The organism is Streptomyces nymphaeiformis (assembly GCF_014203895.1).
GTDB classification, from domain to species: Bacteria; Actinomycetota; Actinomycetes; order Streptomycetales; family Streptomycetaceae; genus Streptomyces; species Streptomyces nymphaeiformis.
The window spans coordinates 544,303-566,336 of record NZ_JACHJY010000003.1; the positions used below are offsets into that span (position 1 = coordinate 544,303).

Below are 22,034 nucleotides of genomic sequence, written 5' to 3' on the forward strand. Positions count from 1 at the left end.
CACCGCCGGACCCCTCACTCCGCACCACCTGTTCGACGCGCGCGGCGTGCTCCGGCACGCCGCCCGGGCAGCCATGCCCGCAGCGCGCGCACGCACGGCTCGACGACGTCTACGGGGGCAACATCACCATGACAACAACGGACAACGACAAACTCGTCGAATACCTGAAGCGCCTCACCGTCGACCTCCACCAGTCCCGCCAGCGGGTCCGTGAACTGGAGGCGGGCACCAACGATCCGATCGTGATCGTCGGCATGGGATGCCGCTACCCGGGCGGGGTCGACTCGCCCGAGGCGCTGTGGCGGGTCGTCGCCGACCGGCGCGACGTGATCTCCGGTCTGCCGACCGACCGTGGCTGGGACCTCGAGGGCCTCTACCACCCCGACCCGGACCACTCCGGCACGTCGTATGTCCGCGACGGCGGCTTCGTCCAGGGGGCGGCCGAGTTCGACCCCGCGTTCTTCGGGATCTCTCCGCGCGAGGCGCTGGCGATGGACCCCCAGCAGCGGCTACTGCTCGAAGTGTCGTGGGAGGCCCTTGAGCGGGCCGGCATCACGCCCGGATCGCTGCACGGCACGCAGACGGGCGTGTTCCTCGGAGCCATCGCCCAGGAGTACGGCCCCCGCCTCGGCGAGGCGGGCGCGGGCGGCACCGGGTTCGGCCTGACGGGCACGACGTCGAGCGTGGCCTCGGGCCGCGTCGCGTACACCCTCGGCCTCCAGGGCCCGGCCCTGACCGTGGACACCGCGTGCTCGTCGTCGCTGGTCGCCCTGCACCTCGCGGTCAACGCGCTGCGCTCCGGCGAGTGCTCGCTGGCGCTCGCCGGCGGTGTGACGATCATGTCGACGCCCGGCATCTTCGTGGAGTTCTCGCAGCAGAAGGGCCTCGCGCCGGACGGCCGCTGCAAGAGCTTCTCGGCGGACGCCGACGGCACCGCCTGGGCCGAGGGCGTCGGTGTGCTCGTCGTGGAGCGCCTTTCGGACGCCCGCCGCCTGGGCCACAACATCCTTGCGGTGGTGGCCGGTTCGGCCGTCAACCAGGACGGCGCCTCCAACGGCCTTTCCGCCCCCAGCGGCCCCGCGCAGGAGCGCGTCATCCGCGCCGCCGTGCAGGACGCCGGCGTGCCCCTGTCCGGTGTCGACGCGGTCGAGGCGCACGGTACGGGCACGGTCCTCGGCGACCCGATCGAGGCGCAGGCCCTGCTCGCCACGTACGGCAAGGCGCGCGAGGACCGGCCCCTGATGCTCGGCTCCCTCAAGTCCAACCTGGGGCACTCCCAGGCGGCCGCCGGTGTCGGCGGCGTCATCAAGATGGTCATGGCGCTCCGTCACGCCGAGCTGCCCGCCTCCCTCAACGTCAGCAAGCCCAGTGAGCTCGTGGACTGGGCCGGTGGCGGCGTCGAGGTGCTCACGGAGCCCCGCCCGTGGCCGGTCGAGGAGGGCAGGGTCCGGCGCGCCGGCGTGTCGTCCTTCGGCATCAGCGGCACCAACGCCCACGTCATCCTGGCCGAGGCCCCGGCCGAGCAGCCCGCCGACGAGGCGGCTCCGGCCGACGTGGCCGGCCTGGAGGGCGCGGGCCTGCCGTGGCTGCTGTCGGCGCGCTCCTCCGACGCGCTGGCCGAGGCCGCCGGGCAGTTGGCCGCCTTCGTACGGGCGCGCCCTGAGCTCGGCCCCGCCGATGTGGCGCTCTCCCTGGCCACCGGGCGCTCCGCCTTCGAGTCCCGGGCCGTGCTGCCCGGCGGCGAAGGACGCGACGGGCTGCTCGCCGGCCTGGACGCCCTGGCCTCCCGGGAGGTCGACGGCGAGAACGGTGTGTCCCCCTCGCGCGCCGTCTTCGTCTTCCCGGGTCAGGGCTCGCAGTGGGTGGGCATGGCCACGGCCCTGCTCGACTCCTCACCCGAGTTCGCCCGCGTGATCGCCGAGTGCGAGACGGCCCTCACGCCGTTCGTCGACTGGTCCCTCACCGCCGTCCTGCGCGGCGACGAGGACGCGCCCGGCCTGGACCGCGTCGACGTCGTCCAGCCCGCCTCCTGGGCCATGATGGTCGGCCTCGCCGCCCTCTGGCGCGCCGCCGGCGTCAACCCGGTCGCCGTGGTCGGCCACTCCCAGGGAGAGATCGCCGCCGCCGTCGTAGCGGGTGGTCTGTCCCTGGAGGACGGCGCCCGCGTCGTCGCCCTGCGCTCCAAGGCCCTGCGCGTGCTCTCCGGCGGCGGAGGCATGGCCTCGCTGAGCGTCCCGGAGGCGCAGGCCGAGGAACTCCTCGCCGCGTGGGACGGCCGCCTCTCCGTCGCGGCGGTCAACGGCCCCTCCTCGACCGTCGTCGCCGGGCAGCCCGACGCGCTCGACGAGCTCCTCGCCCGGTGCGAGACCACCGGAGTCTGGGCGCGCCGCATCCCCGTGGACTACGCCTCCCACTCCGCCCACGTCGACGAGATCCGCGACACCCTCGCCCACGAACTGGAAGGCGTCGCGCCGCAGTCGGGGCGCATCGCCTTCCACTCGACCGTCACCGGCGCCGTGCTCGACACGGCCGAGCTCGACGGGGCCTACTGGTTCCGCAACCTCCGCAGCAAGGTGCGGCTCGCGGACGTCGTGGCCCGGCTCGCGGCTCCCGACGTCGTCTTCGTCGAGGTCAGCGCCCACCCGGTCCTCGTCGCCGGCATCACCGAGACCCTCGACGACACCGGCGCCGTCGTCGGCACCCTCCGCCGCGACACCGGCAGCCTGGAGCGCTTCGTCGAGTCCGCCGCCGAGGCCTGGTCCCACGGCGTCTCCGTCGACTGGCCGACCGTGCTCAAGACCTACCGCGCGCACGCCGTCGAGCTGCCGTCCTACCCCTTCCAGCGCCAGCGGTACTGGCTGGAGCCGGAGCCCGCCTCGACCGACGCCCGCGGGCTCGGTCTGGCCTCGGCCGGGCACCCGCTGCTCGGCGCCGTGGTCGAGCTGGTCGAGGAGGACCGGCTCGTGTACACCGGGCGGCTCGCCCTCGACACGCAGCCGTGGCTCGCCGACCACGCCGTGCAGGGCACCGTGATCCTGCCCGGCACCGCGTTCCTGGAGCTCACGATGGCCGTGGGCGCGCGGGCCGGCTGGCGACGGCTCACCGAGCTGACCCTCCAGGCGCCGCTCGTGCTCCCGCCCGGCGAAGCCGTACAGCTGAGGATCACCCTCGAACCGCCGGCCGAGAACGGGCAGCGGGAGCTGGCCGTGCACTCCCGGCCGCAGGACGCCGACGCGGGCGTCCCGTGGACGCGGCACGCCGCGGCGGTGCTCGACGTCGACGACGAGGCCGCGGACTTCGACCTCACCGAGTGGCCGCCGCCCGGCGCCCAGGAGATCGACGTCGAGAGCCGCTACGACACGCTCACGGAGGCGGGCTACGACTACGGCCCCGCCTTCCAGGGCCTGCGCGCCGCCTGGCGCTCGGGACGTGACGTCTTCGCCGAGGTCGCCCTGCCCGCCGAGCTGGACGCCACGACCTTCGGGGTGCACCCGGCGGTCCTCGACGCGGCCCTGCACGCCGTCGGCCTGCTCCGTGAGGACGCCGGTACCGTCCTGCCCTTCTCCTGGTCCGGCGTCACCCGCCACACCGACGGCGCGGACGCGCTCCGGGTGTGGCTGAGTCCGCGCGGTGAGGACGGCGTGGTCCTGCGGGTCACCGACGGTTCGGGGAAGCCCGTGCTGTCCGCCGAGTCGGTCACGATGCGGCCGTTCACGGCCGACCTGACGGCCGGCCGGGGCACGGACTCGCTGTTCCGTGTCGAGTGGCAGCCGGTCGCGGCCGCGGCCGAGACGGACGTGTGCCTGGTCGCCGACCTGGCCGACGTCCCGGACGTGGTGCCGCAGATCGTCGCCGTACGATGTCCGGGCACCGCGCGATGTCCGGGCACGCCACAGGACTCCGACGGCGACTCCGTCGCCACGGGGAGCGAACTCGCCGAGGCCGCCCACCGGGCGGCCCGCTGGGCGCTCGGCCTGGTCCGGGAATGGCTGGCCGAGGCCCGCTTCGCCGGCTCCCGCCTGCTCGTCCTGACCGAGGGCGCCGCGGGCCCCGAGGTCGACGACCCCGCCCAGGCCACCGTGTGGGGCCTGATCAGGACCGCCCAGTCCGAACACCCGGACCGCTTCGCCCTCCTCGACACGGACGAGGCCCACGACGCCGGCACCGTCACCGGCGCCGTGCTCACCGAGCCGCAGCTCGCCCTCCGTGCGGGCGCTCTCCTCGCCCCCCGCCTGGTCCGGCACACCTCCTCCGCCGACCCGCTCGGCGGCACCTCGCTCGACCCGGACGCCACCGTGCTCGTCACCGGCGGCACCGGCGTGCTCGGCGCGTCGGTCGCCCGGCACCTGGTCACCGAGCACGGCGCCCGCCGTCTGCTCCTGGTCAGCCGCCGCGGCGCCGACGCCCCCGGCGCCGAGGAACTCTCCGCCGAACTCACCGCGCTGGGCGCCGAGGTCACCCTCGCGGCCTGTGACACCGCCGACCGGGACGCGCTCGCGGAGCTGCTGACCGGCGTACGGCTCACCGCCGTCGTCCACACCGCCGGTCTGCTCGACGACGGCGTGGTCGAGCAGCTCACCGAGGACCGGCTCACGGCCGTCCTGCGGCCCAAGGTGGACGCCGCCGCCCTCCTCGACGAACTGACCGCCGACCAGGACCTCGCGGCCTTCGTCCTGTTCTCCTCGGTCGCCGGTGTGCTCGGCAACCCGGGTCAGGCCAACTACGCCGCGGGCAACGTCTTCCTCGACGCGCTCGCCGCCCGCCGCCGCGCCGCCGGCCGCCCCGCGACCTCGCTCGCCTGGGGTCTGTGGGCCGAACGCACCGGCCTCACCGGACACTTGGACGACGACACCCTCTCGACCCGGGGCATCGCCCCGCTCTCCACCGAGCAGGGCCTCGAACTCCTCGACCGGGCGCTCGCCGACGACAGCCCGCTCCTCGTCCCGGCCAATCTCGACCCCGCCGCCCTGCGCTCCGACGCGCTCGCCGGGACGCTGTCCCCGGTGCTGCGCTCCCTGGTGCGGGTCCCGCAGCGGCGCGCCGGCGAGTCCGGGCTGCGCCGGAAGCTCGGCCGGATGTCCGAGGAGGAGGGCCGCCGTCTGCTGCTCGACCTCGTCCGCACCCAGCTCGCCTCGGTCATCGGGAGCGAGTCGGGGGACGGGATCGACCCGGACCAGCCGTTCAAGAGCTTCGGCATCGACTCGCTGCTCGCGGTCCAGCTGCGCAACCGCCTCAACTCCGCGACCGGCCTGCGCCTTCCGGCCACACTGGTCTTCGACCACCCCACGCCGACCGCTGTCGTCGAGTTCACGCTGGCGCTCGCGCGGGAACGCGCCGAGAGCGCCCCGGCGCAGCCCGTCGCCCCCGTCATCGCGCGTACGGAGGACGATCCGATCGTGATCGTCGGCATGGGCTGCCGCTTCCCGGGCGGGGTCGACTCGCCCGAGGCACTGTGGCGGCTCGTCGCCGAACAGCGCGACGTCATCTCGGAGTTCCCCGTCGACCGCGGCTGGGACCTCGACAACCTGTACCACCCCGACCCGGACCACTCCGGCACGTCGTACGTCCGGCACGGCTCGTTCCTGCACGAGGCCGGCGAGTTCGACCCCGCGTTCTTCGGGATCTCGCCGCGCGAGGCGCTGGCGATGGACCCGCAGCAGCGGCTGCTGCTCGAGGTGTCGTGGGAGGCCCTGGAGCGGGCCGGCATCGCGCCCGGTTCGCTGCACGGCAGTGACGCCGGCGTGTTCGCCGGTGTCATGTACCACGACTACGGCGTCGGCGGCCGGCTTCCGGAGGAGGCCGAGGGCCACTTCCTGACCGGCACCGCCGGCAGCGTCGCCACCGGCCGCGTGGCCTACACCCTGGGTCTCCAGGGTCCGGCCCTGACGGTGGACACCGCGTGCTCGTCGTCGCTGGTCGCCCTGCACCTGGCGGTCCGCGCCCTGCGGTCGGGCGAGTGCTCGCTCGCGCTCGCCGGCGGCGCCGCGGTGATGTCCACCCCGAACACCTTCATCGAGTTCTCGCGCCAGCGGGGTCTCGCGCCGGACGGCCGCTGCAAGAGCTTCTCGGCGGAGGCGGACGGCACCGCCTGGGCCGAGGGCGTCGGTGTCCTCGTCGTGGAGCGGCTCTCGGACGCCCGGCGTCTGGGCCACAAGGTCCTTGCGGTGGTGGCCGGTTCGGCGGTCAACCAGGACGGCGCGTCCAACGGCCTCACCGCGCCCAGCGGCCCGGCCCAGGAGCGGGTCATCCGCGCCGCCGTCCAGGACGCCGGCGTGCCCCTGTCCGGAGTCGACGCGGTCGAGGCGCACGGTACGGGCACGGTCCTCGGCGACCCGATCGAGGCGCAGGCCCTCCTCGCCACGTACGGCAGCGAGCGCGACGGCCGGCCGCTGATGCTCGGCTCCCTCAAGTCCAACCTGGGCCACGCCCAGGCGGCCGCCGGCGTCGGCGGCGTCATCAAGATGGTCATGGCCCTGCGCCACGGCGAACTCCCCGCCTCCCTCAACATCGGCACGCCCAGCAAGCTCGTCGACTGGGACAACGGCGGCGTCGAACTCCTCACCGAGCCCCGCCCCTGGCCCGCCACCGACGGCAGGACCCGCCGCGCCGGCGTCTCCTCCTTCGGCATCAGCGGCACCAACGCCCACGTCATCCTGGCCGAGGCCCCCGCCGACGTGCCCGCCGAGGAAACGACGCCGGGCGACGGGGTCCGTCTCGACGGCGCGGCGCTGCCGTGGCTGGTGTCGGCGCGTACGTCCGAGGCGCTGACCCAGGCCGCGTCACGCCTTGCGGAGTACGTACGGGCGCGCCCCGAGCTCAGCCCCGCCGATGTGGCGCTCTCCCTGGCCACCGGGCGCTCCGCCTTCGAGTCGCGGGCCGTGCTGCCCGGCGGTGAAGGACGGGACGGGCTGCTCGCCGGCCTGGACGCCCTGGCCTCCGGTGAGCTCAAGGCCGTGACCGCGGCCGCGTCCGGTGCGAAGCCGGGCCGTACGTCCGGTGCTCCTGTCGTCTTCGTCTTCCCGGGTCAGGGCTCGCAGTGGGTGGGCATGGCCACGGCCCTGCTCGACTCCTCACCCGAGTTCGCCCGTGTGATCGGTGAGTGCGAGACGGCCCTCACGCCGTTCGTCGACTGGTCCCTCACCGCCGTCCTGCGCGGCGACGAGGACGCGCCCGGTCTCGACCGGGTCGACGTCGTCCAGCCCGCCTCCTGGGCCATGATGGTCGGCCTCGCCGCCCTCTGGCGCGCCGCCGGCGTCAACCCGACGGCGGTCGTGGGCCACTCCCAGGGCGAGATCGCCGCCGCCGTCGTAGCGGGTGGTCTGTCCCTGGAGGACGGCGCCCGCGTCGTCGCCCTGCGCTCCAAGGCCCTGCGCGTGCTCTCCGGCGGCGGAGGCATGGCCTCGCTGAGCGTCCCGGAGGCGCAGGCGGAAGAGCTGCTCGCCGCGTGGGACGGCCGCCTCTCCGTCGCGGCGGTCAACGGCCCGACCTCGACCGTCGTCGCCGGGCAGCCCGACGCGCTCGACGAGCTCCTCGCCCGGTGCGAGACCACCGGAGTCTGGGCGCGCCGCATCCCCGTGGACTACGCCTCCCACTCCGCCCACGTCGACGAGATCCGCGACACCCTCGCCCACGAACTGGAAGGCGTCGCGCCCCGTTCGGGCCGGATCGCCTTCCACTCCACGGTGACCGGGGGCGTGATCGACACGGCCGAGCTCGACGGGGCGTACTGGTTCCGGAACCTCCGCAGCCGCGTGCGGCTCGCGGAGGTCGTGGGCCGGCTGGCGGCTCCCGGCGTGGTCTTCGTCGAGGTCAGCGCCCACCCGGTCCTCGTCTCGGGCATCGCCGAGACGCTCGGGGACACCGGCGCCGTCGTCGGCACCCTCCGCCGCGACACCGGCAGCCTGGAGCGCTTCGTCGAGTCCGCCGCCGAGGCCTGGTCCCACGGCGTCTCCGTCGACTGGACCGCGCTCCTCTCCGCGTACGACGCCCAGGGCGTCGAGCTGCCCTCGTACCCCTTCCAGCACCAGCACTTCTGGCTCCTCAACGAGCCCGTCGCCGTCGCCCCGCGCAGCGGGCCGCGGCCGTCGGAGCAGGCCGCCGGGCAGGGAGACCTGCTGGGCGTACGGCTGCCGTCGTCGCCGCTCGCCCAGGCGCAGTTCGCCCCACGTCTCGACGCGGTGGCGCACCCCTGCCTCGGTGACTTCGTGGTCGGCGGGCGGCCGGTGGTCAGTGCCGGTGTGCTCGTGGAGTCGCTGGTCGAGGCGGTCACCGAACTCGCCGGGCCGGGGCCCGTGTCCGTCGAGGACCTGGACCTGCCCGTCGACCTGGTCCTCGAACCGGTCGGCATCGACCCGGCGTCGGCCGGTGACGAGCGCGCCGCGCAGCTCGTCGTGGACGGGGACCTGTTCCGCTACTACGCCCAGGACCCGTCCGGCGGCTGGCAGCTGCACGCGCAGGGCCGGGCCGCGTCCGGTGCGCAGGCCGCTCCCACGGTGGCGTTCGCGTCGGTGGGTTCGGGCCGCGAGCTGACGGGCGACGAGCTGTACCGGCTGCTGTGGCAGCGCGCCCTGTACCTGGGTTCCGCCGCCCGCTGGGTGGAGCGGATCCGGCTCGGCCGGGGCGAGGCCACCTCGGAGATCCGTTCCGCCCTGCCCGGCGAGGCGGAGGGCTACGTGATCCACCCGGGTCTCGTCGACGCCATGTTCCAGACGGCGCTCGCCTGCTTCCCGCTGGACGGTCCGGCCCTCGTGCCGGCCGGTCTCGACCGCTTCACGCACTACGACCGCGGTGGCGCCCAGGACGGGCTCCGATGTCACGCCGAACTGTTCGACGACGGCACCCGGGCGCGGATCCGGCTCGTCACCGCGCAGGGCCGGCTGGTCGCCGAGGCCTGCGGCGTGCGGTTCGTCCCGGCCCTGAACCGGCCCGCGGTGGAGCCCGCGGCCGTCCGGGCGCCGGTGGCCGAGCGGGTGTCCCCGGTGGTGTCCGAGCCGCAGCGGCGGGTCACGGCCCCGGCGGCCCCGGCTCCGGCCGTGGTGGAAGCCGTGGCCGGAGCTCCGGCGGTGGCACCCGACGCGGTGCGCGCCCTCGTGACGCGGACCGTCGCCCAGGCGCTCGGCACGGTGGCGGCGCGGCTCGACGCCGGGCAGTCGCTGCAGGCGCTCGGGCTCGACTCGCTGATCGCGATGAAGATCCGGACGTCGCTGAACAAGGAGTTCGACGTCCTGCTGCCGATGACGGCGTTCCTGAACGGCCGCAGCACCGAGGACCTCGCCGGGGACGTGCTCGAGGCCCTCGGAGCCGGAGAGGGCGTCTCCGGCTCCGGAACCGAGGCGGAGGCCACGGGGACCGACGCCGAGGCCGCTGCCGTCGCCGAGGCCGGCGACGACGACTCCGGGCGCTACGAGCCGTTCGGCCTGACCGACCTCCAGCAGGCGTACCTCGTCGGCCGCGGTGAGGCCTTCGAACTCGGCAACACCTCCACCTACTTCCAGATCGAGATCGACCTGGAGAAGGTGGACCTGGACCGGCTCGGCGCGTCCTTCCGGGCGATGATCGAGCGTCACGACCAGCTGCGGGCCGTCTTCACCCCCGAGGGCGAGCAGCGGGTCCAGCGCGAGGTCCCGGCCTATGTGATCCGCGAGACGGACGTCTCCGGCCTGGCCCCGGAGGAGCGCGAGGCCGCGCTGACCGCCGTCCACGAGGAGATGCGGCACCAGGTCTTCGACACCGCCCGCTGGCCGCTGTTCGACGTGCGGGTGACCCGGATCGACGACACGGTGATCCGGCTGCACGCCGGCTTCGACGCCCTGATCATCGACGGCTTCAGCACCTCGATCCTGTTCAAGGAGTGGGCCGCGCACTACCGCGGCGAGACGCTGCCCGAACTGGAGCTGCGCTACCGGGACTACGTGCGGCAGGCCCGTGAGCTGGAGGGCGGTCCCGAGTACGACCGGGCGCTCGCCTACTGGCGGGACCGGCTCGACACGCTGCCGCCCGCGCCGCAGCTGCCGCTGGCCGTGGCTCCGTCGAGCCTGGACCGGCCGGTGTTCGACCACCGTGGCGCGACGATCCCGAAGGACGAGTGGGCCCGGTTCAAGGAGCACGCCGCGGCGGCGGGGGTCAGCCCCTCCGCGGCGCTGTGCACCGCGTACGCGCAGGTGATCGCGGAGTGGAGTGCCACGCCCGACTTCTCGCTGAACCTGCTGTACTTCAACCGGCTGCCGCTGCACCCGCAGGTCGGTGACGTCATCGGCAACTTCTCCACGACCCTGATGCTGGAGATCCGCGACTCGGCCGAGGACACGTTCGCCACCCGGGCGAACGAGGTGCAGGCCCGGCTGTGGAGCGACATGGAACACAGCCAGGTCAGCGGTGTGCAGGTGCTCCGGGAGCTGAACCGGGCGCGTGGCGCCTCGGTGCGGGCCGCCGCGCCGGTCGTCTTCACGAGCCTGGTGAACTTCGCGGGCCAGCAGGACACGGAGCAGCGCGGGGTCGTGCAGTACCTCGCCGGGATCGGTGAGAACGGCCGGCAGGTGAGCAGCTCGGTCCGCACGCCGCAGGTGTGGCTGGACCACCAGGCGGTCGAGGAGGCCGGTGAGCTCGTCCTGAACTGGGACGTGATCGAGGAGCTGTTCCCGGCGGGCTGCGTGGACGCCATGTTCGCCGCGTACCAGCGGATGCTGCACGAGCTGTGCCGCGACCCGGAGGCCTGGCAGCGGCCGAGGCCGGCGCTCGTGCCGGCGGCCGACCTGGCCGTACGGGCCGAGGCCAACGACACCGACGGGCCCGTGCCCGACGGGCTGCTGCACGAGATGGTGCTCGAGCAGGCCGAGGCCACGCCCGACGCGCCCGCCGTCATCTCGCAGGCGCTGACCCTGACGTACGCGGACCTCGACCGCAGGTCGAACCAGGTGGGGCACGCGCTGCGCGCCCAGGGGGCCGGTCCCGGCGACCTGGTGGCGATCGTGATGGACAAGGGCTGGGAGCAGGTCGTCGCGGCGCTCGGCATCCTGCGGGCCGGGGCGGCGTACGTCCCGATCGACGCCCGGGTGCCCGTCGAGCGGCTGCACGTACTCCTCGAGAGCGCGGGCATCAGCCACGTCGTCACCCAGCCGTGGGTGGAGGACACGGCGGACTGGCCGGAGGGCGTGGCCAGGACCGTGGTGCGGGCCGGTGACGAGGGCGACGACCGTCCGCTCGGCGAGTCCGGCGCCAAGCCGGGCGACCTCGCGTACGTGATCTTCACCTCGGGCTCCACGGGGCTTCCCAAGGGCGTGATGATCGAGCACGGCGCGGCCCTGAACACGGTGGTCGACGTCAACGAGCGCTACGGCGTCACGGCGGCGGACCGGGCCCTCGGGCTCTCCGCGATGCACTTCGACCTGTCGGTCTACGACGTGTTCGGACTGCTGTCGGTGGGCGGCGCCCTGGTGCTGCCCGAGCCGGCGGCGCACCGCGAGCCCGCCCGCTGGGCGGAGCTCGTCACCGAGCACGGCGTGACCATCTGGAACAGCGTTCCCGCGCTGATGGAGATGTTCACCGAGCACGCCCTCTCCAACGGGCTCACCGGGCTGCCGGTGCGGCTCGTCATGATGAGCGGCGACTGGATCCCGGTGTCCCTGCCGGGACGGATCCGGCTGCTGCTGCCGGAGGCGGAGCAGTGGAGCCTGGGCGGCGCCACGGAGGCGTCGATCTGGTCGATCCTGCACCCCATCGGTGACGTCCCGGACGACTGCGTGAGCATCCCGTACGGCAAGGCGATGCGTAACCAGCGCTTCCACGTGCTCGACGGCTCGATGCGGCCCTGCCCCGTGTGGGTGCCGGGCGACCTGTACATCGCCGGGGTCGGTCTGGCCCGGGGCTACCTGAACGACGAGGCCAAGACCCGCGCCGCGTTCCTGCACCACCCGGTCACCGGTGAGCGTCTCTACCGCACCGGCGACATGGGGCGCTTCCTGCCGGACGGCACCATCGAGTTCCTCGGCCGGCTCGACTCCCAGGTCAAGATCCAGGGCTACCGGATCGAGCTCGGCGAGGTCGAGGCCGCGCTCACCCAGTGCGAGGGCGTGCGGTCCGCCGCGGTCGTCGCGGCGGGCGAGCAGCACGGCCCGAAGCGGCTGATCGCGTACGTCGTCCTCGACGAGGGCCGCGACGACACCGAGCAGCAGATCACCGAGGCGCTGCGCCAGGTGGTCCCTTCGCACCTGGTGCCGCAGCGGGTCCTCGTCCTGGACGAACTGCCGCTGAGCGACAACGGCAAGGTCAACCGGGCGGCCCTGCCCGCGCCCGACGAGATCGCCGCGGAGGGCGCCGGGTTCGTCGCTCCCCGCGACGAGGTGGAGCGCCGGCTCGCCGAGATCTGGGCGGAGTTCTTCGGCGTCGGCGAGATCGGGGTGACCGCGAGCTTCTTCGACCTCGGCGGCGACTCGCTCCTCGCGGTGCGCCTCATGGCCAGGATCGCCCGCGGTCTGGGCCGCAGCCTGCCGCTGTCCACGCTCTTCGCCCGGCCGACCATCGAGCTGCTCGCGCAGGCGGTCCGGGAGGCCGGCAGCGGTGAGGAGGGCCGCCAGGCGCTGGTGCCGGTGCGCACGGGCGGTTCGCGGACTCCCCTGGTGTTCGTGCATCCGGTCGGCGGTGACGTGCTCTGCTACGCGGAGCTCGCCGAACTCCTCGGCGACGACCAGCCGTTCTACGCGCTCCAGCTGCCGGACGCGGAGCTGACCAGTGTCGAGGCCATGGCCGCCCACTACACGGCGGCGGTCCGCGAGGCGCTGCCGGAGGGTCCGTACCGGCTCGGCGGCTGGTCGATGGGCGGCATCATCGCCCTGGAGATGGCGGCCCAGCTCACCGCGGCGGGTGCCGAGGTGGAGCTGCTCACGGTGATCGACCTGATGGTCGAGCCCGGCCCGGCCGAGGGGGCGCCCGTCTCGGACGAGACGCTGCTGTCCTGGTTCGCCCGGGATCTGGCGGGTCTCGCCGGTGTGGAGTGGACGCTGCCGCCGGAGGCCTTCGACGGCCGCCCGCCGGTGGAGGTGCTGCACGCCGAGGCGCGGGCCGCGGGGGCGCTGTCCGAGGACATCGACCTCGACACGCTGAGCGGCATCGCCGGCCGGTTCCGGAGCAACTACCGGGCCCTGCTGCGCCACACGCCCAGCGGCTTCGCCGGCCGGGTGGTGTCGCTGCGGGCCGCGGACGGCGGTGCGACGGTCGAGACGGCGAACCGCTGGATGCGGTACTTCCCCGGTGACGCGACCCTCGTCGACGTACCCGGCGACCACTACACCGTGATGCGCGGCGAGCGGCTGCGCGTCCTGGCCGGTGAGCTGCGCCGGGCCCTCGACGCCCGCTGATCCGGTCCGGCCGGGCCGCCGCGCAGGCGGCCCGGCCGGTCCACCCCGGACCGGCCCCACCCCGGTCCGGCCGATCCACCCCGGTCCGGTCCCGCCCCGGTCCGGTCGTTCACCCCGGACCCGGTCCCGCGGTTCCGCGGGCTCCAGGTCCAAGAAGTGAGGACATTCGACATGCGAATAGATCAGGCCGACCCGGCGAGGCGGCCGACGAGCACGCTGCCGGCCGAGGTGCCGGTCGCCGTCATCGGGGCGGGCCAGTCCGGGCTCGCCGCCGCGTACTACCTGCGGCAGGCCGGGATCGGCTGTGTGCTGCTCGACGCGGGCAGCGAGGTCGGCGAGACCTGGCAGCGCCGCTGGGAGTCGCTGAAGCTGTTCACGTCGGCGCAGTTCTCCGGGCTGCCCGGGCTGCCCTTCCCCGCCGCCGGCGCGCACTACCCCGGCAAGGACGAGGTCGTGGCGTATCTGCGGGAGTACGCCGAGCGGTTCGAGCTCCCCGTGCTCACCGACCACCGGGTGCTGTCGCTGCGCCGGGACGGCGACGGCTATCTGCTGAGCACCGCGCACGGCGACTGCCGGGCCGGGCAGGTCGTGATCGCGACCGGAGCGTTCGGCAGGGCGCGGGTCCCGGACTTCGCCGCCGCGCTGAGCCCGGACGTGCCCACCCTGCACACCAGCGAGTACCAGGGCGCCGGCCAGGTGCCGCCGGGCACGGTCGTCGTCGTCGGCGACGGCAACTCCGGACGGCAGATCGCCGCGGAGCTGTCGGAGACCCACAGCGTGGTGCTCAGCTGCAGCGAGGCCGTCTCGCCTCCGCTGCCGCAGACCGTCGTCGGCCGGGACATGTTCTGGTGGATGAGCGTCCTCGGCGTGATGAGCCTGCCGGTGGACATGCGGGCGCCCGACCCGATCGTCGGCGACCGGGTGCCCGAGCTCGTCGCGGCGGGCCGGATGCGCACCGTGGGCCGGATCACCGGGGCCGACGGCGCCGAGCTGCTGGTCGCGGACGGCGAGCGGGTCAAGCCGTCCGCGGTGATCTGGGCGACCGGCTACCGCACCGACTGGAGCTGGCTCGACCCGGAGATGCTCGACGAGGACGGGCAGCCCCGGCACACCGAGGGCACGGGGGTGCTGCCCGGCAGCCACTACCTGGGCCTCTACCGGATGCGTACCCGCGGCTCGGCGCTGATCGGCTTCGTCGGCCGGGACGCCGAGCGCGCCGCGGCCGCGATCACCGCCGCCGCGCACACCACGACCGCTGCTCCCACGGCAGAAGGCGAGCCGTCATGACCACCGTCACCACGACCGAACTCGACGTGCTCGGCGCGCTGTTGGCGTTCGACTTCATCGGGTTCGCGCAGAAGTCCGCCGCCCTCGACCCGGCCGGCCCGGAGTACGGGCGGGGGGTCGGCGCGGCCTTCGGGATCGCGGCCCGCCGCCGCTTCCCGCAGGGCGCGACGGAGGGGGAGATCGGCGCGTACGTCGCGGAGTTCCTCGGGTCCCTCGATGCCGGGGCGGAGGACTTCGACGCGGCGGCCCTGGAGCGTCTGATCGCCGACGGCCTGGCCGGGGAGTCGGCGCCGGGCGGTGCGGTGCCGGATCCCGAGCGGACGATGCAGGCCCGGCTCGTCCTGGCGCTGCGGTTCGTACGGGAGCTGGGCCTCGGCCCCGACCAGCAACGGGAGCTGCTCGCCGAGGCGGAGGGCCGGCCGGCGGCCTGAGACGTACGAGGCACGCGGGGGCGGCTCACGCACGGGCCGCCCCCTACCGGCGAAGGAGGCGGCGCCCCGGGTTGTCCGGGGCGCCGCCCTTGTCACTCACGCACGGTCGGCCTCGGGCATCCAGACGTCGAGCGCCCCGTCCCCGTGCTGCGCCCGCACGGCCCGCTTGTCGTACTTACCGACGCTGGTCTTGGGCACCGCGTCGACGAAGGACCACCGTTCGGGTATCCACCAGCGCGCCACCCGCCCGTTCAGGAACTCCCTGAGCTCGTCCCCGCCGACCCCGGAGCCCGGCACCAACGACACGCAGGCCAGGGGGCGTTCCTCCCAGCGGGGGTCGGGCACGCCGACGACGACGGCTTCGAGCACGGCCGGGTGCTCGATGATCGCGTTCTCGAGCTCGATGGTGGAGATCCACTCCCCGCCGCTCTTGATGCCGTCCTTGAGCCGGTCGCTGACGACCACCCAGCCGCCCGGTTCAATGACGCCCAGGTCGCCGGTGCGCAGCCAGCCGTCGTGGAACTTCTCGGCGGAGTCCTCGGTGTTGAAGTACGAGCCGGTGACCCAGGGGCCACGCAGCTCCAGTTCGCCCACCGACCGGCCGTCCCAGGGCTGTTCGGTGCCGTCCTCGGCGATCAGCCGGACCTGGACGAAGGGCATCACGCGGCCGCTCTTGGCGAGCCAGTCGACCTCGTCCTCGTCGGGGGTGCCGTGCGGGGGGACGGCGAAGGTGGCGAGGGGGCTGGTCTCGGTCAGTCCCCAGCCCTGCTTGAGCCGGACCCCGTAGCGTTCGTGGAGCTGCTTGAGCAGGGCGCGCGGCGGGGTCGCGCCGCCGCAGCCGGCGAGGCGTACGGCGCTCAGGTCCAGCGGGTGCTGCTCGCCGTGGTGGACCAGGGCGTTCCAGATGGTGCAGATCGCGGCGACGGCGGTGGGCCGCTCCTCGTTGATGATCCGGACGAGGTCCGGGGTGTGCAGCTGCCGGCCGTTCATGATCAGGTCGGAGCCGGCCAGCCAGGCGGCGTACGGCCAGCCCCAGGCGTTGGCGTGGAACATGGGCACGATCGGCAGGACGCGGTCGCCGTCGTGCATCGCGAATCCGGCGCCGGCCGAGACGCCGAGCGTGTGGAGGGTGATGGAGCGGTGGCTGTAGGCCACGCCCTTCGGGTTGCCGGTGGTGCCGGTCGTGTAGCAGAGCGCCGCCGCTTCCCGTTCGTCCAGGTCGGGCCAGTCGTAGCCGGGGGTCTCGGCGGCGAGCAGTTCGTCCCAGTGGTGGACGGCGATGTGCGCGGGCAGTTCCACCTGCGGCGCGTCCCCGATGACGACGACGTGGCGTACGCCGCCCAGTCGGTCCCTCAGGGGTGTCAGCATGTCCAGGAGGGTCGCGTCGACGAGGATGACGGCGTCCTCGGCGTGCTCGACGATGTAGCCCAACTGGTCCTGGTGCAGGCGCAGGTTGAGGGTGTGGAGCACCGCGCCCATGCTCGGGACGGCGAGGTACGCCACCAGGTGTTCGGGGGTGTTCCACGCCAGTGTGGCGACCCGCTCGCCGAGCTGGACGCCGAGGCGGGCGAGCGCGGACGCGAGCTGCTCGGCCTGGCGGGCGATGTCGGCGAAGGTCTGTAAGGACCGTGCGGTCGGCCCGTCGGCACATCGGACCACCCGGCTGTCCCCGTACACGCGTTGTCCGTGCGCGAGGATGTCGCGAACCAGCAGCTCGCGGTCCTGCATCGTGCTCTTCATGGTGCGGCCCCTTGCGAGTGCGCGATCGGATGGCGGGATCAGCCGAGGTACTGGATCTCCCCCAGCAGGGAGCTGCTGACGTGATCGTGGTCGAGCAGGTTGACGCGGGCGTTCATCTTGCCGCTGCCGGCCGCGAACTCGTAGTTGCCCGTGCCGCCGGTGATCTTGAAGGTGCCGGTGGGGTAGACCATGGTGTCCGAGGTCAGCGGCGCGGTGAGCGCGTAGCTGATGTCGAGGCGGTCGCCGTTGGGCTGGGTCATCGTCGCCGTCCCCTTGATGTCGTACTTGCCGGGGATCGTCGCGGTGCACACCACCTCCTTCTGCGCCCAGGTGGCGGTGGTGACGGGCCTGCCGGTGGAGGTCCCCGCCCCGGTCACGTTGTACCCGTTGCAGCCCACGGTGTCGGGGTGCGGGGTCGCGACGACCGCGAAGTTGCTGGTGATCTCGACGCTGGGAAGGTAGGCCACGACGGCCGAGGGGCTGGTTTCGGCCGCGAAGGTGACGCCGACCGTGCCACCGGTGATCAGTAGGGTTCCGGCCACCACGCCCGCTATGCGCGCAGACCAGTGACGCGTGACTCTTGCCATGTTCTCTCCCCCGAACTTGTGGGCTCTTGCCCAACTGCGCCCCATTGAAGGGCTGTTGGGGACAGCTTCCCCGATCGGGGAGTCTTCCGTCGAGACGTTCGACACGTGCGTCGCGCACAGAAGAGCGGAGCCGGCCTCGCTGACGACGAGGCCGGCTCCGCGACGGCGGCCGACGGCGGCGAGCCGTCTTCCGCCCCTGGGTGACCCCAGGTCAGATCTGCCAGCGGAAGCCCATGGAGCCGGACAGGTTGGCGGTGACGTGAGCCTTGTCGAGCAGGTTGACGGTGGCGTTCATGTTGCCGCTGCCGACCGCCTCGTCGAAGGCGCCGTCCCCGCCGGTGATCGTGAACTTCCCGGTCGGGTAGACCATGGTGTCCGAGGTCAGCGGCGCGTTGAGGTGGTAGGTGAAGTAGAGGTGGGAGCCGTCGGTCTGGGTGATCGTCACCTTGCCGTTGATGTCCCACTGCCCGGCGACGGTCGCGGTGCAGGCGTCCTCCGTCTGCGACCAGGTGGCGGTGCCGTTGATCCGGTTGCCGGTGACGGTCCCCGACCCGACCACCTTGTAGCCGTTACAGCCCACGGTGTCCGGGTGCGTCGTCGTGGTGACGCCGTAGTTGCCGACGGCGTCGAACGGGCTCGGGCCGGGAGGCGGCGTCACGGCGGCGTTCGAGACGCCGGTCGCGCCACCGACGACCAGGGCCGCTCCGGCCATCACGCCCGCTATGCGCGCCGACCAACGACGAGTCAGTGTTGCCATGTTTTCCCCCGCACTTGTCAGTTTGTGATGAACTCAGGCCACTTTCAGGCCTGTTGCCGATCAGTTTCCATGATCGAAGGCCGTTCCGTCGAGCCGTTCAGGCCATCGGTTTCCACCGATCACCACCCGGCCCCCACGGATGCTTCACAGTCGGACGACGCGCAGCACACCGGTCCGCATCGGAAGGGTGAACTCCCCGTCGGCGGTCTCCGGCCGACCCGCGAGGAACGCCCCGATGCGGCCGAGCAGGGCCCCGCGCTCGGGCTCCGGCATGACGAGCACCCCGGCCCGCGTCGCGAGCGTGGCCGCGAGGGATGCGGCGGTACGGCGCTGTCCGTGCGGGAACGTCCGCTGCTCCGGCGAGCCGAAGCACGCGGCCCCGCCGCCTTCGGGGAGGTGCATGTCCGTCGTCGCGGCGCGCCAGGCGGCGGGGGTGTCACGCGGACCGATGACCGCGCTCCCGCTGATCCGCGCGAGCCCGGCGACCCAGTCGACCGCGTCGTCCATGACGTTCCACAGGCCGGCCAGAACACCCCGGGGTGCGAGGACCCTGGCGATCTCGGGGCCCGCGACGGCCATGTCGAACCAGTGCATGGCGTTGCCGGCCACCACGGCGTCCACCGACCCGTCCGGCAGCGGGATCGCCTCCGCGCCGCCCTGCAGGGCCCGCACGTCCGGCAGCGCGCGGCGCAGCTCGGCCAGCATCGCCGGGTCGGGCTCGACCGCGACGACCTCGGCGCCCCTCGCGGCGAGCGTGGCGGTGAGCTTGCCGGTTCCGGCGCCGAGGTCGAGGACCCGCATGCCGGGCGCGGATGCGAGCGCCCAGTCCACCGCGGCATCCGCGTAGTCCGGGCGGTGCTCGGCGTAGGCCACGGCCGCCGCACCGAACGAGGAGGCGTGGCGTAAACGTTCGTTCTGCTCCATGGCGGCGACGTTAACGGTCCGCCCGGCGATTCGGCCACCCTTTCGCCCCGGCGCTTCGCCACAGGTCATGTGGGCTCGGCGCGGGGCGAGTTGACCGAGGCCGGGCTTGTTGTCAGAGTGGAAAACAAGATATTGTCCACTCTGACAACAGGGGAGGGCCATGCCCGCCGCACGACGCCGGCGCACCCCGGACGAGGCGCGCGCCGAGATCCTCGACGCCGCCACCGAGCTCATCGCCCGGCACGGCCCGGACGGTGTGGGACTGCGCCGGGTCGCCGAGGCGGCCGGGGTGACCCACGGGCTCGTCACCCACTACTTCGGGACCTACCGCGCGCTCGTGCGGGCCGTCCTGGAGCGCGAGAACGAACGCAAGCGGGAGCTCGTACGCGCCCGGATGCGGGCCGACGGCAGCGTGCCGTACGCGACCGGCATGACCGAGGTGCTCTTCGAGATCCTCGCCGACGAGCGGTACGTCCGGCTGTGGACCTGGTCCCAGCTCCACGCCTTGGACGACGGGGCCGCCCCCGACTCCCCCACGAACCTCTCCCGCCTCGTCGACGTGATCGAGGAGGGCGTCCGCTCGGTGCTCCCCCCGCCCGAGGGCCCCGACCGGTCGCGGATCGAGCAGCTCGTCCTGCTGGCCATGTCCGGCGCGTACGGCTACGCCCTCGGCCGCCGCTACTGGCTCACCGACCTCGGCCACGACCCCGACCGGCCCGAGCACGACACCGCCTATCGCACCGCCCTGTCCTCTGTCCTCGCCGCCTACATCGGAGGATCGACCCCATGACCGCGCACGACCTGGACATCCTCGCCTCGGACCGCGAGCGTTCCGACGCCGAGGAGCGGCTGCGGGCCGCCGTCGAGACCGGCCGGCTGCCGCTGGCCGAGCTGGCGACGCGGCTCGACGAGGTGCACGCCTCCCGGACCCGGGGCGACCTGGAGGAGGCCTGCCGAGGCCTGCCGAGGCCCGGCCCGCGCGACGCGCTCGTGGTGGACCGGCGCCCCACCTCGGGCGGCTTCGTCGCGGGCGTCTTCGGCGGCTTCGAGCGGAAGGGCGCGTGGGTCGTGCCGCCCCGCATGACGGTCTGGTCGATGTGGGGCGGCGGCAAGATCGACCTCACGGAGGCCCGCTTCAGCGAGCAGGACACCGAGATCCGCGCCGTCGCCCTGTGGGGCGGCACCAGGATCGTCGTCCCGGAGGACATCGAGGTCGAGGTGAAGGGCTTCGGGCTCTTCGGCGTCTTCGACAAGCGCGCCGCGAAGCGGATCGGGAAGCCGGGCACGCCCCGCGTCGTGATCAAGGGCCTGGCGCTGTTCGGAGCCGTCGTCACCCGCACCAGGAAGTGACACCGCCCCGGAAACCGGGTGCGGACCGCCGCTGCCGTGGTGTGTCGTCGGCGTACGGCGATCGCGCTCGGCACACCGGGAACCGACGGCCTCGACGGCGCCGTGGGCGCGCCGCGGGAGTGGCGGTACGAGGGGGCGCCGGCGCAGCTGCGCCCCGAGGTCCGGGACCGCTGCCGGGCCGCCCGAAAGAGCCCGCACATCACGGCGGGATCGCCTCGATCGTCGTCCTGAGGCGGTGCAGCGCGCCGCGGAGTTCGTCCGGGGGTGGTGTGGCCAGCGCGAGCCGGAGGGCCCGGGGGCGGTGGGGGCCGGTGGCGAAGGCGTCCGCGGTGGACACGAGGATCCCCTCCTCCGCGAGCGCCGCCGCCACGTGGTCGGGCCGCTGATGCGGTTCCAGACCGAGCCAGACGGTGTACGAGGCCGGGTGGGCCGTCACGTCCATGCCGGCGAGCGCGGCGCGGGCGATGTCCTGCCGGGCGGCCGCGTCCGCGCGGCGGGCCCGCTCCAGGCGCGTCACCGTGCCGTCGGCCAGCCAGCCGGTGGCGAGCGCGGTGACGAGCCCCGGCGCTCCCCAGGCCGCCGCGCGAAGACTCCGGGTGACCCCCTCCACCAGGCCGCCGGGCAGCACGGCGAAGCCGAACCGCAGTCCGGGGGCCACGTTCTTCGACAACCCGGCCACATAACAGGTGCGTTCGGGCGCGAGGGTGCGCAGCGGCGGGGGTGGTGACGGTTCGAGGAAGGCGTACGTGCCGTCCTCGACGACCAGACAGTCCCGCGACCGGGCGACGGCGACGAGCCGCTCGCGCCGCTCCCTGTCGAGCACCCAGCCGAGCGGGTTGTGCACGGTGGGCATCGTGTACACCGCGCGGACGGACCGGTCGCGGCAGAGCCGGTCGAGGGCGTCGGGGTCGGGGCCCGTCGGGGTGACCGGGACGGGGGCGAGTTCGAGGCCGAGCGCGGTGGCGAGGAGCTTGACGCCCGGGTAGCTGAGCGCGTCGACGGCGAGGACGTCGCCGGGCCGGGTGAGCGCGCGCAGCACGGCGTCGAGCGCCTGCTGGGTCCCGCCGGTCAGCACGACGTCCCGGGGCGCCGTGTCGATGTCCCGCTCCAGGAGGTACGTGGCCACGACGGCCCGGTCGCGCCGGCGGCCGCCCGGCGGGTGCTGGTACAGCAGCGCCTCGGCGTCCCCGGTCGCCGCGAGGGCGCTCAGGGCCTCCCGCAGCAGGTCCGTCTGCCCCGGGGCCAGGGGCTGGTTGAACGACAGGTCCGCCACCCGGGGCACCGGCAGCGCGCGCGACGGTTCGAGACCGTCGTAGCCGGACCGCTCGCGGACGTAGGTCCCGCGGCCCGGCTCGCCCACGACCAGGCCCATGGCGGCGAGTTCGGCGTAGACCCGGGTGGCGGTGGCCAGCGCGATCCGCCGCTCGCGGGCGAGCGCCCGGTGGGTCGGGAGCCGGTCGCCCGCCGGGATCGCGCCGGAGCGGATCGCGGCGGCGAACTCGTCGACGACGGCTTTGTAGGAGGGCGGTCGCATGCGGCACCTGCGTCGGACGGGACGGACTTGTATCCAGGACAATAGATGGATCGTCCCGGAACGGGACTCCTA

Annotated in this window: 10 protein-coding genes; 5 read left to right on the forward strand and 5 right to left on the reverse strand. The window is 73.8% G+C overall.

The window, feature by feature from the left end; all coding sequences use genetic code 11:
- Window positions 1-128: 128 nt before the first annotated feature.
- The 3 genes from GGE06_RS12565 (at window position 129) to GGE06_RS12575 (ending at window position 15,070) form a co-directional block, all read left to right on the forward strand.
- Window positions 129-13,352, forward strand: a complete 13,224-nt coding sequence (locus GGE06_RS12565) for a non-ribosomal peptide synthetase/type I polyketide synthase (RefSeq protein ID WP_184930858.1) — start codon at window positions 129-131, stop codon at window positions 13,350-13,352.
- Window positions 13,353-13,523: 171 nt separating this feature from the next.
- The gene (locus tag GGE06_RS12570) at window positions 13,524-14,639 is read left to right on the forward strand and encodes a flavin-containing monooxygenase (RefSeq protein ID WP_184930859.1); all 1,116 of its coding nucleotides are present in this window, start codon (window positions 13,524-13,526) and stop codon (window positions 14,637-14,639) included.
- A complete protein-coding gene (locus GGE06_RS12575; RefSeq protein ID WP_116162620.1) occupies window positions 14,636-15,070 on the forward strand; it encodes a hypothetical protein in 435 nt (144 codons plus the stop codon). The genes GGE06_RS12570 and GGE06_RS12575 overlap by 4 nt, the downstream gene beginning before the upstream one ends.
- A gap of 96 nt (window positions 15,071-15,166) precedes the next feature.
- Here the strand turns inward: GGE06_RS12575 and GGE06_RS12580 are convergent, their stop codons facing one another.
- The 4 genes from GGE06_RS12580 to GGE06_RS12595 form a co-directional block, all read right to left on the reverse strand.
- Window positions 15,167-16,810, reverse strand: coding sequence for a long-chain fatty acid--CoA ligase (locus tag GGE06_RS12580; RefSeq protein ID WP_116162618.1), 1,644 nt, complete (start codon window positions 16,808-16,810; stop codon window positions 15,167-15,169).
- Between the two features lie 38 nt (window positions 16,811-16,848).
- Entirely contained in the window at window positions 16,849-17,352 is a 504-nt protein-coding gene (locus GGE06_RS12585; protein WP_184930860.1) for a hypothetical protein, read from the reverse strand.
- A 256-nt stretch (window positions 17,353-17,608) separates the two neighbouring features.
- The gene (locus tag GGE06_RS12590) at window positions 17,609-18,154 is read right to left on the reverse strand and encodes a hypothetical protein (protein WP_147321118.1); all 546 of its coding nucleotides are present in this window, start codon (window positions 18,152-18,154) and stop codon (window positions 17,609-17,611) included.
- Window positions 18,155-18,298: 144 nt separating this feature from the next.
- Window positions 18,299-19,078 carry a class I SAM-dependent methyltransferase gene (locus GGE06_RS12595; protein WP_116162612.1) on the reverse strand — a complete coding sequence of 260 codons (780 nt, stop codon included), beginning with the start codon at window positions 19,076-19,078 and terminating at the stop codon, window positions 18,299-18,301.
- Between the two features lie 160 nt (window positions 19,079-19,238).
- Between GGE06_RS12595 and GGE06_RS12600 the strand changes: the two genes are divergently transcribed.
- Window positions 19,239-19,868, forward strand: coding sequence for a TetR/AcrR family transcriptional regulator (locus GGE06_RS12600; protein WP_116162610.1), 630 nt, complete (start codon window positions 19,239-19,241; stop codon window positions 19,866-19,868).
- Window positions 19,865-20,428: a DUF1707 SHOCT-like domain-containing protein gene (locus GGE06_RS12605; protein ID WP_116162608.1), complete on the forward strand. Its 564-nt coding sequence runs from the start codon at window positions 19,865-19,867 to the stop codon at window positions 20,426-20,428. Before GGE06_RS12600 ends, GGE06_RS12605 begins: the two co-directional genes overlap by 4 nt.
- A gap of 199 nt (window positions 20,429-20,627) precedes the next feature.
- Here the strand turns inward: GGE06_RS12605 and GGE06_RS12610 are convergent, their stop codons facing one another.
- Complete coding sequence (locus GGE06_RS12610) at window positions 20,628-21,962, reverse strand: aminotransferase-like domain-containing protein (protein WP_184930861.1); 1,335 nt, start codon at window positions 21,960-21,962, stop codon at window positions 20,628-20,630.
- Window positions 21,963-22,034 lie beyond the last annotated feature (72 nt).

Excerpts from the sequence above, each read along its gene's own strand:
- GGE06_RS12565 (WP_184930858.1), top strand. The coding sequence starts at position 129 with ATGACAACAACGGACAACGACAAACTCGTCGAATACCTGAAGCGCCTC.
- GGE06_RS12570 (WP_184930859.1), top strand. The coding sequence starts at position 13,524 with ATGCGAATAGATCAGGCCGACCCGGCGAGGCGGCCGACGAGCACGCTG.
- GGE06_RS12575 (WP_116162620.1), top strand. The coding sequence starts at position 14,636 with ATGACCACCGTCACCACGACCGAACTCGACGTGCTCGGCGCGCTGTTG.
- GGE06_RS12580 (WP_116162618.1), bottom strand. The coding sequence starts at position 16,810 with ATGAAGAGCACGATGCAGGACCGCGAGCTGCTGGTTCGCGACATCCTC.
- GGE06_RS12590 (WP_147321118.1), bottom strand. The coding sequence starts at position 18,154 with ATGGCAACACTGACTCGTCGTTGGTCGGCGCGCATAGCGGGCGTGATG.
- GGE06_RS12595 (WP_116162612.1), bottom strand. The coding sequence starts at position 19,078 with ATGGAGCAGAACGAACGTTTACGCCACGCCTCCTCGTTCGGTGCGGCG.
- GGE06_RS12600 (WP_116162610.1), top strand. The coding sequence starts at position 19,239 with ATGCCCGCCGCACGACGCCGGCGCACCCCGGACGAGGCGCGCGCCGAG.
- GGE06_RS12605 (WP_116162608.1), top strand. The coding sequence starts at position 19,865 with ATGACCGCGCACGACCTGGACATCCTCGCCTCGGACCGCGAGCGTTCC.
- GGE06_RS12610 (WP_184930861.1), bottom strand. The coding sequence starts at position 21,962 with ATGCGACCGCCCTCCTACAAAGCCGTCGTCGACGAGTTCGCCGCCGCG.